A 9,460-nucleotide genomic window follows, 5' to 3' on the forward strand; every position below is an offset into this window, starting at 1 on the left:
CCCCGGGGCAAGCGGGGAGGGGATGGGCGGGCCCTGCCCAGCGGCGATAACGCAAGACTGGGTGCCGTAGCGGCCAAGCGAGCGGCCAAGGGCCGCACGGGTGTCTCGCTCGGCCCCAGATCCCCCCTTTTGGCGGCACCAGCCGCCGTCTGGTGGGCGCGTATGGTCGGGCCGTCGAGGAACACCATCCCGCGCTGGAGCCCACGCTCGTGCACGAGGCTGAGGAGCCGTTCCCAGCCGCCAGCACGGGACTAGCGGATGAAGATCCGTGCGGCCCGCCACCAAGGATCCAGATCCTCCGGAATGGACCGCCATTTCGCCCCGTTCTGATGCCGCCAGAGAATGGCCGAGAGCGTGCGTTGCAGGTCCTGCGGTGGCGTCCTGGCCTTCGGACGGCACGCCTCGACCGGCGGCTCCAGCTCAGACCATTGCGCGTCGCTCAGCTTCATCCCTCCTGTCTTGGAGAGAGGAAAACGCAAGCCCCGCCAGTCCGTTCAGGCGACGACAGGCCCTAGCCCCGACGCAGCGCGGCCGCGCCGTGCGGCCGTTTGACCTTGGCACACGCGATCTCGGATGGATCACCGCCCGCCATTTACGGTCATACCGTGGGGCTGGGGAGGGTCAGGTCCAGCTGCGCACTCTCTGTGTCCCGTCCCATCCTGCGGTCGAGGGCGCGAAGGACTGGCGTGACGGTAACGCCGTGCAGGAGGATCGAGATGAGCACCGTCAGCCCGGCCGTGGCCCAAAGGAGATCCGTCTCCTCGAAGGCGGCATGACCGGTTGCGAACGCGAGGTAGTAGATCGTCCCCAACCCACGGATACCGAAGAAGCTCACGACGGCACGGTCCTCGGTGGATCGCCCGCTTCCGAGCAGTCCGATCCAACAACACAAGGGTCGCGCGACGAGAAGCGCTAGCAGGGCGAAGGCAACGGCCGGCCAGGTCAAGGCACGGAGCAACCCGCCGCTGACGAGCACCGCCCCGAACCCGATGAGCAGCACCATCATCAGAAGGCGTTCGAGCTCCTCGGCGTAGTCGTGCATCTTGCGATGGTATTCATGGCCGCGACTGGATGAACGCAGCGCAAGAGCGGCTGCGAACACGCCGACGAAACCGTATCCGTCAAGAACCTGGACGCATCCATAGGCGATGCAGGTCACGCCGAGTGCCACGAACCCGTCTCCGGTGCGGGAAAGCTTCGACAGGTTGGGCAGGTGAAACATCAGCCATCCCAACGCTTGGCCGACCGCCGCGCCGAAAACGGCCCCCACGGCGATCTTCCAGAGCACGTCGACCGCAAGCCAATGCGACCACGACAATCCGGCAAGACCGCCACCGGTGAGGCCAATGGCGAGGTTCACGAAGGGAAAGGCCAGGCCGTCGTTGAGTCCTGCCTCCGAGGTCAGGGCGAACCGTGGCTCGTCCTCATGGTCCTCGTCGGGATGACCAACTTGAACGTCGGATGCCAAGACCGGATCCGTCGGAGCCAAGGACGACGCGAGGAGTAGTGCCGACGCGAGACCAAGTCCAAGCAGGGTCGATCCCAGCAAGGTCAAGGCGAGGATCGTCAGCGGCATGCCAATGCCGAGGAGCCGCCACGTCACCGACCAGGTTCGCCATCCAAACAGGCGGTCGATCTTCAGCCCTGCTCCCATCAACGAGATGACGACCACGGCCTCGGTGGCATGCTCGATCAGCTTGGCGTGGGAGCCGGGATGGGGTGTGAGTTCCGCGACCACCGGGATGGTCGACAAGGCCGCGCCGATGCCGACGCAGCAGATGGGAAGCGACAAAGGCAGCGCCCGGAGCACCATCGGCAACCAAGCCGTCAGAAGCACCAGGACACCGAACCCGGCGACGACGAGGACATAGGTTTCCATAACGACGCTAACGATTCCAGAATCGGTTGTTCAACGAAACGACGTGCCCGCGACCATGGCGGCGGCGCTGTATCGCCACACCGGCATCTCTCGAACGAGACCGTCGCGTAAAGGCGGCGGCTGCCTTCAGGTCTCGCCGGTCCGGTCGTCGGTCGGTTGCCGAGGCTTCCCCTCGTCGTCCAAAGCAACGTAGGTGAAGACCCCTTCCGTGACCTTCTCCGGATTGCTCCCGGTACGGTCCCGGACCCAGACTTCGATCCTGACGCCCAACGACGTCTCGCCTTCTTCCTGCAGGACACAGTAGCAACTCACCTCGTCACCGACCGCAATCGGCCGGAGGAAGCGCATCGCATCGATGCTGACGGTTGCCACACGGCCCTTGGTTCGCTGGGCGGCGAAGGTGCCGCCCGCCAGGTCCATCTGCGACACCGTCCAGCCTCCGAAGATGGCGCCGGCGGCGTTCGTGTCGCGCGGCATGGCGATGGTGCGCAGGTGCGGGCCATCGGGGACGCCCGGGAAGGTATCGGTCATGTCGGACGCCCCATCCTTGTTCAGGTCCGCGCCCCGACCAGTGGCGAGGTGTCGTACCGGGCAAGCAGTTCGGCCGGGTCCTTGTAGGTCGCGATGCAGCCGGCCTGCATGAGCTCCTCGGCCGTCCACCCGCCCGTGAGCAGTCCAATCGTGCGGATGCCGGCCTTGCCGGCGGCCTCGGCATCGTAGGGCGTATCGCCGACGACGACGGCATTCTGCGCCGTGACGCCGTCGAGACGCTTCAGCGCGGCCTGGAAGATGTCCGGGTTCGGCTTGCTCTCCTCCGCGTCGTCCGACGACGTCTCGATGCCGATGAGGTCGTCGATGTCGGCGATCTTCTTGTAGGTCTTCAGCTCATCGCCCTTTGCGGAGGAGGCCAGCGCGAGTTGCTTGCCGTCCGCCAGCAGGCGTTCGACGAGCGCACGGACCTGTGGCAGGCCCTCGATGGTCGGCAGGTAGCGCTCCTTCAGGATCCCCGAACGGTGCTCCTCCAGTGCGTCGCCCTTCTCGGCGATCTCCGCCTCCGACAGGAACACCGGCATCAGGAGGTCCCCGCCCTTGCCGATCTGCCTCCGCAGGTCCTCGAACGGGATATCGTGACCGAAATCCCGGAAGGCATCCTGCCAGGCACGGGCGTGCTGGGGGACCGAGTCGATCAGGGTGCCATCGACGTCGAAGATCACTGCGGTGGGCATAAGTCGCTTTCTTGTCCGTGTCGGGAGGCGGTGGACATCCGGGAGCCTGCCGTCCTTCGCCCTTTCGAGGTGAAGGACGGCTTACGGCGGGCCTGACGCTGGCTCCGGCCAATGACGTGGCGGCATCGATCAGGCGGGTCGTCCCTCGACCTTGGCGTAGGTCCCGGACGAAATTTGCTCGGCGAGCTCCGCCCTGAAGTCGGCGATGCTGAGGACCTGGACGGGATTGCCCGCGTCGTCGAGGAACTCGTAAAGGGCATCCTCGACGTTGCGGTTGCTGAAGAACACGATGGCGTCCTCGTCACCGCCGCCTTCCATGTGCGGTTCGCCGTCCGCGGGCCCGGAGACGAAACTGCCGGTGGGGCGGGTCTCCTTATGGGTCCCGTCCTCGCGGTAGAACCGAAGCTCACCCTGCATCACGAGCGTCACGTAAGGGCACTTGTGCCGATGGAGCATGACCTTCCGGTTCGACGCGAACTTGAAGACGACGTCGACGATGCGGTTGTCCTCGTCGACCTTGTAGACGAAGAACGCGATGTGCTGAAGCCAATCCAACGTCCGCCAAGTGATGTTGCTGTCATCGAAAACGTAGTTCGACATCCGGTCTCCTCCCTATTGTATTGTTCGTTCGGGGCCGGGCACGATTGGCGCATGTGCACCGCCCCCGCGGTCTTCAGTTCAGCCGTGCGGCTTGAACACCACCTTGGTGCAGGCGTCCTTCTTGTCCCGGAACATGTCGTACAGGGCCGGGCCGTCCTCCAGGTTCGTGGAGCGGTGGCTGATGATGAAGGAGGGGTCGATGTCGCCGTTCTGGATGCGCTCCATCAGGGGCTTCATGTAGCGGACCATGTGGGTCTGGCCGGTCTTCAGGGTCAGCCCCTTGTTCATCAGGACGCCGAGGGCGACGGGACCGACCGGCCCCGCGAACACGCCGGGCATCGAGACGTTGCCGCCGGGGCGGCAGGCCAGGATCGCTTGGTTGAGGGCGAAGGGACGCTCCAGGCTGACGGTGTGCTCCATGATGGCCGAGGAGACCTTCTGCAGGGTGGTGTCGGCTCCGTGGGACTCCATGCCGACCGCCTCGATGACCGAGTCGGGGCCGAGCCCGTGGGTCATCTCCATCAGGGTGTCCTGCACGTTCTCCGTGGACAGATCGATGGTCTCGGCGCCGGCCTCGCGGGCCAGCGCGAGGCGCTCGGGAACGCTGTCGATGGATATGACGCGCTTGGCGCCCAGCATCAGGCAGCATTTCACCGCGAGAACGCCGACCGGGCCGCAGCCCCAGATCGCCACGGTGTCCTCGGGACCGATGTCGCAGTGCTCGGCTGCCTGGTAGGCGGTCGGGAAGATGTCGCTGAGGAACAGCACCTGCTCGTCGGTGAGCCCCTCGGGGACGACGATGGGGCCGACGTCGGCATAAGGCACCCGCAGGTACTCGGCCTGGCCGCCCGGGATACCGCCGGTGAGGTGCGAGAAGCCGAACAGTCCGGCGAGCGGATAGCCGAAGACCTTGGCCTGCATCGCGCCGTTCGGGTTGGTGCGCTCGCAGCAGCTCCAGTTGCCCCACTTGCACTGGCGGCACTCGCCGCAGCAGATCGTGAAGGGCACCACGATGCGGTCGCCGACCTTGAGCTTCTGATTGTCCCGTCCGACCTCGATGACCTCGCCCATGGTCTCGTGCCCGAGGACGTCGCCGCACTCCATCGTGGGCATGAAGCCACCCATGAGGTGGAGGTCCGAGCCGCAGATCGCGCAGGCGGTTACCTTGATGATGGCGTCACGACCGTGCGCGATTTTCGGGTCCGGAACGGTATCGCACGAGATCTTGCCTCGGCCCTGCCAAGTAAGTGCCTTCATTTCAATGATCCCGCTGGAAAATATCGCGCTCGAAATCGCGGGAAAAACCATCCACCGTCGAGCGCTAAGCATGATGACAACCAACTCCCGGGGCTCTTGATCCCGCGAACGTCGATAAGAATTCCTGCGCATGGGATCGCCCGGCAACATTTCGGGCCGTTGGCAGCCCGATCACCCATAGGGTTGGCGCGGCGAGCATGTCCCGCCGAGCCATCGCCGATTGGCCGCGCAGACGGGTTGCGACGACGGCGGCGGTTGGCACGGGGCTGCCCCGCGTTTCGTGCTGCGGCGCAACATTCGGCTCTGGCACAGGTTGGACAAACGCTACCCTCGCATCGCCGCGTGAGGGACGGCATCCCGGTCGTCCGCTCGTCGAGCGTCTCCGGAGGCGCTGCCACCTTCCGGAGAAACACCATGATGCGCTTGGTTGCCGCCGCCGTTCTCGCGACCCTTCCGCTTCCCGCCCTTGCATCGTCCTGCGCCGAGCAGATCGGCACCATCGAGCGTCGCCTCGACAGCGCAGGGGCCGTTCAGGTTTCCGGCCTGATGGAGGGCCACGAGCTACGAACGGGTTCGCCACGGGGCCTGACCACCGTCCGCGACGGCTCCCCGAGCGATCCCGAAACGGTCTCGACCGCCGACCACATCGCCGCCGCGCGGGCCCTCATCGTCCGGGCGTCCGCCGAGGATCGGGGCGGTGACAAGCGCGCCTGCGAGAACACGATGACCGAGGCAAAGGGCATGATCGGCGCCCTGCCGTAGCTCGCGACCCGCATCGTACTGGGCCCTCCCCGAAAGCGACTCGATGACAGAGCGTCCCGAACCCGCGTCGATGGAATCGGCTGAACGGTCCATCGACCGGCCCGGCGCCTTGGCACGTCGGTACGGCAACAGGGCCGGGAGCCGCGCCTACGACCTGTTCGTTCCAGCGGGTTCCGGACGCGGTTCCCGTCCGCTCGTGGTGATGCTCCACGGCTGCTCGCAGACGGCGCGCGACTTCGCCATCGGAACCCGGATGGATCGGCTGGCCGCGGAGCAAGGTGTCATCGTGGCTTATCCCGACCAGCCCCGGTCGGCCAACATGGTCAAGAGCTGGAACTGGTTCAGGGACGGCGACCAGCACCGCGGGCGGGGCGAGCCGTCCATCCTCGCCGGGCTGACCCATCGGATCATGGAGGACTTCGACGTCGACCCGGCAAGGGTCTACGTCGCCGGCCTCTCCTCGGGCGGGGCCGCGGCCGCGGTGATGGGCCAAGCCTACCCGGACATCTATGCCGCCATCGGCATCCATTCCGGCCTGGCCAGCGGGGCCGCTGGGTCGATGGCAGCCGCCTTCTCGACGATGCGTCGGGGCGCCCTGCGCCAACCGAAGCGGACGGTGCACCCGGTCCCGACCATCGTGTTCCACGGGGACCGCGACACCACCGTCGCGTCGATCAACGGGGACCAGGCCATCGCCCAATCGCGACCGGGGACGGAATTGACCGGCACCACCACCGAGGGTCGTTCCGCCGGCGGTATGGCGTTCACGCGAACCGTGCTGGCGGAGACCCACGGTGCCTGGTCATCCGAGCAATGGGTCCTTCACGGTGCCGGCCATGCCTGGGCCGGCGGCCACCCATCCGGGTCCCACACCGATCCCCAGGGTCCCGATGCGAGCCGGGAGATGCTGCGCTTCTTCATGTCCCATGCGATGGCTGCTTAAACCCCATCACACGGCACCAAGACCATGATCAAAAGCGGTACCGGCCGTAATACCCGCGGGACCAAACCTGAATCGTCGAGGTGGCCGGCAACCGATGCAATTCTCACCGGTTGGAATGCCTTATGGATAGGTCACTCAAGCCGGTCGGTGCTGCGTTCCGTCTCCGTGACGGTGATCGAGCGGCAACAAGCCAGAACCAAAACGCCGCATGAGAGACATCAACCGTCCGACGAATTCGTTGTTTGCCCATCCTGGCGCCGACTCGGTCCGGGGGCTCGATTACCGGTCGCTGTTCGAGGCTGTCCCGGTACCGCTGCTGGTCGTGTCCCCTCCGCACTGGACAGTTGTCGCGGCGAACGATGCCAGGCTTCGTGCGACCGGCACGACGCGGTCCGAGCAGGTCGGACGTCGGCTCTTCGATCTCTTTCCCGACGATCCGGACGACCCCGCCGCCGATGGCGTTCAAAACCTGACCGCCTCTTTCCGACGCGTCCTGAACACCAAATCGCCCGATACGATGGCGGTGCAACGTTACGCCATGCGCGATGCCGAAGGCCGCTTCGAGGAACGATGGTGGAGCCCGGTCAACGTGCCGGTTCTAGGGGCGGACGGCGAGGTAGCCTTCATTCTCCATCTGGTCGAGGAGGTCACCGAGACCGTCCGCCTGCGTGGGAAGGCGGAGGCGATGGACCGGCTGGCCCATGATCAGCAGCGGGTCATCAATCGGCTTATCGCGACCGAGGCGGAGTTGCGCAGGAGCGAGGAGTTCAGCAGCCGGGTGCTGGCGAGTTCGATCGACTGCATCAAGGTGCTCGACCTGGACGCACGGATCGAGTTCATGACTGAACAGGGCATGTGCGTCATGGAAGTCGATGATTTCGAGGCCATCAGAGGCACTCTTTGGCCCGATCTCTGGACGGATGACGGGCGGGAGAAGGCACTTGCCGCCGTCGCGAGCGTCAACGCCGGCGACGTCGCCCGATTCCAGGGTTTCGCGAGGACGATGAAGGCGGCCCCCCGTTGGTGGGACGTGGTCGTCACGCCGATCAACGGCCCTGATGGGAGACCCGAGAAGATACTGGTGGTCTCGCGGGACCTGACCGCCGCTAAGCGGGCCGAGGACGCGCTGCGGATCAGCGAGGAAAGGCTTCGCGACCTGAACACGACACTGGAGGGCAGGGTGTCGGCGCGCACCGTGGAGCTCGAACAGGCTCAGGACGCCTTGCGTCAGTCGCAGAAGCTGGAGGCCGTCGGACAGTTGACCGGGGGTGTGGCGCACGATTTCAACAACCTGCTCACGGTGATCAAGTCATCTACCGACCTGCTCAAGCGCCCGAATTTGCCGGAGGAACGACGTGCACGCTACGTCGGCGCCATCTCGGATACCGTTGACCGGGCCGCCAGGCTGACGGCGCAACTCCTGGCCTTCGCCCGACGGCAATCGCTCAAGCCGGAGGTCTTCGATGCCGGGGCCAGCGTGAGGGCGATCAGCGGGATGTAAAGGGCGGACCAATTCCAGGCCGCTGTGGCGGAGTAAAACCAGGCCAATGGCGGCCGCAGCTTGAACGATGAAGGGGCCCGATCGGGCCCCTTCATCGTTTATCGCCGACCATGAGGCTCAAGCCGGTAGGATCTCGCCCGTCTCGGGATCGTGGGGATCGGTGGTGGCCTGGTTTTGCTCCGCCCTGCCATCGCCGCAGCCGCGTCGGCTGCGGGAGGATTTGAGGCGGTAGCTGTCGCCGTTCAGGCTCAAGATGCTGACGTGGTGGGTCAGCCGGTCGAGCAGCGCGCCGGTGAGCCGCTCCGAGCCCAGGACCGAGGTCCAATCCTCGAATGGCAGGTTCGAGGTCACCACGGTCGAGCCACGCTCGTAGCGCTGGGAGAAGACCTCGAACAGCAACTCGGCCCCCGTCGGCGAGAGCGGCACGTAGCCGAGTTCATCGACGATCAGGAGCTTAACCGAAGCCAGTTCACGCTGCAGCCGGAGCAGACGGCGCTCGTCGCGGGCCTCCAGAAGCTGGTTGACCAGAGAGGCCGCGGTGGTGAACGCGACCGAGAAGCCCTTCTGGCAAGCCGCCAGGCCGAGAGCCAAGGCGATGTGGGTCTTGCCGGTGCCGGAGTTGCCGAGTGCGATGACGTTCTCTCGACCGAGGATGTAGCCGCAGCGCGCCAGCTCCAGCACGAGCATCTTGTTCAGGCTCGGGATCGCGGTGAAGTCGAAGGTGTCGAGGCTCTTCACCGCCGGGAAGCGTGCCGACCGGATCCGGCGTTCGACCATGCGCCGTTCGCGATCGATGAGTTCCAGCTCGACCAGCCGGAGCAGGTAGCGCGGGTGGTCGATGCCGCCCTGGGCACACTCGCGGGCAACCTTGTCGTACTCGCGCAGCACCGTGGGCAGCTTCAGCTGCTTGAGGTGGTGGGCGAGCAGGATCCCCGGCGTGCCGCCGGTGGTGCCGCCCGGCATCGTCTCGTCACGTGCCGCACTCATGCCGCCACCTCCGGCACCAGCACGGCGTAGTCGGCGGCCACGGTCGTCCTCACCGCGGTCCTGGGCAGATGTGGATAGGCCGCCAGGTCGAGCCGGGGCGGTCGTCGTTCGAGCCGGGCCAGCGCGATCAGCTTGACCGCGTCGAAGCCGATCGCCCCGAGCCGGATCGCGTCGGTGACGGCCGAGGCCACGACGTCCTTCGGCATCGCCTCCATCAGGCGCAGCACCTGGATGAACTCGCGCTTGCCGCGGTTGCCCATGCGCGCCTCCAAGAGGTGGCGCAGGTGCTGGAACGCCTCGGGCAG

The 9,460-nt window shown here is 66.1% G+C and carries 8 protein-coding genes and 4 pseudogenes; 4 read left to right on the plus strand and 8 right to left on the minus strand.

The features are described from left to right. The 6 genes and pseudogenes from MKK63_RS00310 to MKK63_RS00335 form a co-directional block, all read right to left on the minus strand. Positions 1-449, minus strand: a pseudogene (locus tag MKK63_RS00310) (transposase); the annotation flags it as partial. A gap of 149 nt (positions 450-598) precedes the next feature. After that, entirely contained in the window at positions 599-1,879 is a 1,281-nt protein-coding gene (locus MKK63_RS00315; protein WP_243997623.1) for a cation:proton antiporter, read from the minus strand. A 126-nt stretch (positions 1,880-2,005) separates the two neighbouring features. After that, on the minus strand, positions 2,006-2,410 hold the full coding sequence (locus MKK63_RS00320) for an acyl-CoA thioesterase (protein WP_243997625.1): 405 nt from the start codon (positions 2,408-2,410) through the stop codon (positions 2,006-2,008). Between the two features lie 20 nt (positions 2,411-2,430). Then, the gene (locus MKK63_RS00325; protein ID WP_243997627.1) at positions 2,431-3,105 is read right to left on the minus strand and encodes an HAD family hydrolase; all 675 of its coding nucleotides are present in this window, start codon (positions 3,103-3,105) and stop codon (positions 2,431-2,433) included. Between the two features lie 129 nt (positions 3,106-3,234). Beyond that, the gene (locus MKK63_RS00330) at positions 3,235-3,705 is read right to left on the minus strand and encodes a regulator (RefSeq protein ID WP_243997630.1); all 471 of its coding nucleotides are present in this window, start codon (positions 3,703-3,705) and stop codon (positions 3,235-3,237) included. A 78-nt stretch (positions 3,706-3,783) separates the two neighbouring features. Further along, positions 3,784-4,962 carry a zinc-dependent alcohol dehydrogenase gene (locus MKK63_RS00335; protein WP_243997632.1) on the minus strand — a complete coding sequence of 393 codons (1,179 nt, stop codon included), beginning with the start codon at positions 4,960-4,962 and terminating at the stop codon, positions 3,784-3,786. A 414-nt stretch (positions 4,963-5,376) separates the two neighbouring features. On the opposite strand from MKK63_RS00335, the gene MKK63_RS00340 reads away from it, so the two are divergent. The 4 genes and pseudogenes from MKK63_RS00340 to MKK63_RS32120 form a co-directional block, all read left to right on the plus strand. Further along, entirely contained in the window at positions 5,377-5,724 is a 348-nt protein-coding gene (locus MKK63_RS00340) for a hypothetical protein (protein ID WP_243997634.1), read from the plus strand. A gap of 70 nt (positions 5,725-5,794) precedes the next feature. Then, positions 5,795-6,667, plus strand: coding sequence for an alpha/beta hydrolase family esterase (locus MKK63_RS00345; RefSeq protein WP_243997636.1), 873 nt, complete (start codon positions 5,795-5,797; stop codon positions 6,665-6,667). A 208-nt stretch (positions 6,668-6,875) separates the two neighbouring features. After that, positions 6,876-7,319: pseudogene (locus MKK63_RS32115) on the plus strand (PAS domain-containing protein); the annotation flags it as partial. A gap of 33 nt (positions 7,320-7,352) precedes the next feature. Then, a pseudogene (locus MKK63_RS32120) lies at positions 7,353-8,165 on the plus strand (PAS domain-containing protein); the annotation flags it as partial. Between the two features lie 120 nt (positions 8,166-8,285). Here MKK63_RS32120 and istB read toward each other — a convergent pair. Both istB and MKK63_RS00365 read right to left on the minus strand, forming a co-directional pair. Continuing rightward, complete coding sequence (gene istB / locus MKK63_RS00360) at positions 8,286-9,155, minus strand: IS21-like element ISMex8 family helper ATPase IstB (protein WP_243997638.1); 870 nt, start codon at positions 9,153-9,155, stop codon at positions 8,286-8,288. Beyond that, positions 9,152-9,460: pseudogene (locus MKK63_RS00365) on the minus strand (IS21 family transposase); the annotation flags it as partial. The pseudogene MKK63_RS00365 and the gene istB, both read right to left, overlap by 4 nt.

Origin of the sequence: Methylobacterium sp. J-088, from assembly GCF_022829295.1 — a bacterium.
Lineage (GTDB): Bacteria > Pseudomonadota > Alphaproteobacteria > Rhizobiales > Beijerinckiaceae > Methylobacterium.

Coding starts and splice junctions, on each gene's coding strand:
- MKK63_RS00315 (WP_243997623.1), bottom strand. CDS start 1,879: ATGGAAACCTATGTCCTCGTCGTCGCCGGGTTCGGTGTCCTGGTGCTT.
- MKK63_RS00320 (WP_243997625.1), bottom strand. CDS start 2,410: ATGACCGATACCTTCCCGGGCGTCCCCGATGGCCCGCACCTGCGCACC.
- MKK63_RS00325 (WP_243997627.1), bottom strand. CDS start 3,105: ATGCCCACCGCAGTGATCTTCGACGTCGATGGCACCCTGATCGACTCG.
- MKK63_RS00330 (WP_243997630.1), bottom strand. CDS start 3,705: ATGTCGAACTACGTTTTCGATGACAGCAACATCACTTGGCGGACGTTG.
- MKK63_RS00335 (WP_243997632.1), bottom strand. CDS start 4,962: ATGAAGGCACTTACTTGGCAGGGCCGAGGCAAGATCTCGTGCGATACC.
- MKK63_RS00340 (WP_243997634.1), top strand. CDS start 5,377: ATGATGCGCTTGGTTGCCGCCGCCGTTCTCGCGACCCTTCCGCTTCCC.
- MKK63_RS00345 (WP_243997636.1), top strand. CDS start 5,795: ATGGAATCGGCTGAACGGTCCATCGACCGGCCCGGCGCCTTGGCACGT.
- istB (WP_243997638.1), bottom strand. CDS start 9,155: ATGAGTGCGGCACGTGACGAGACGATGCCGGGCGGCACCACCGGCGGC.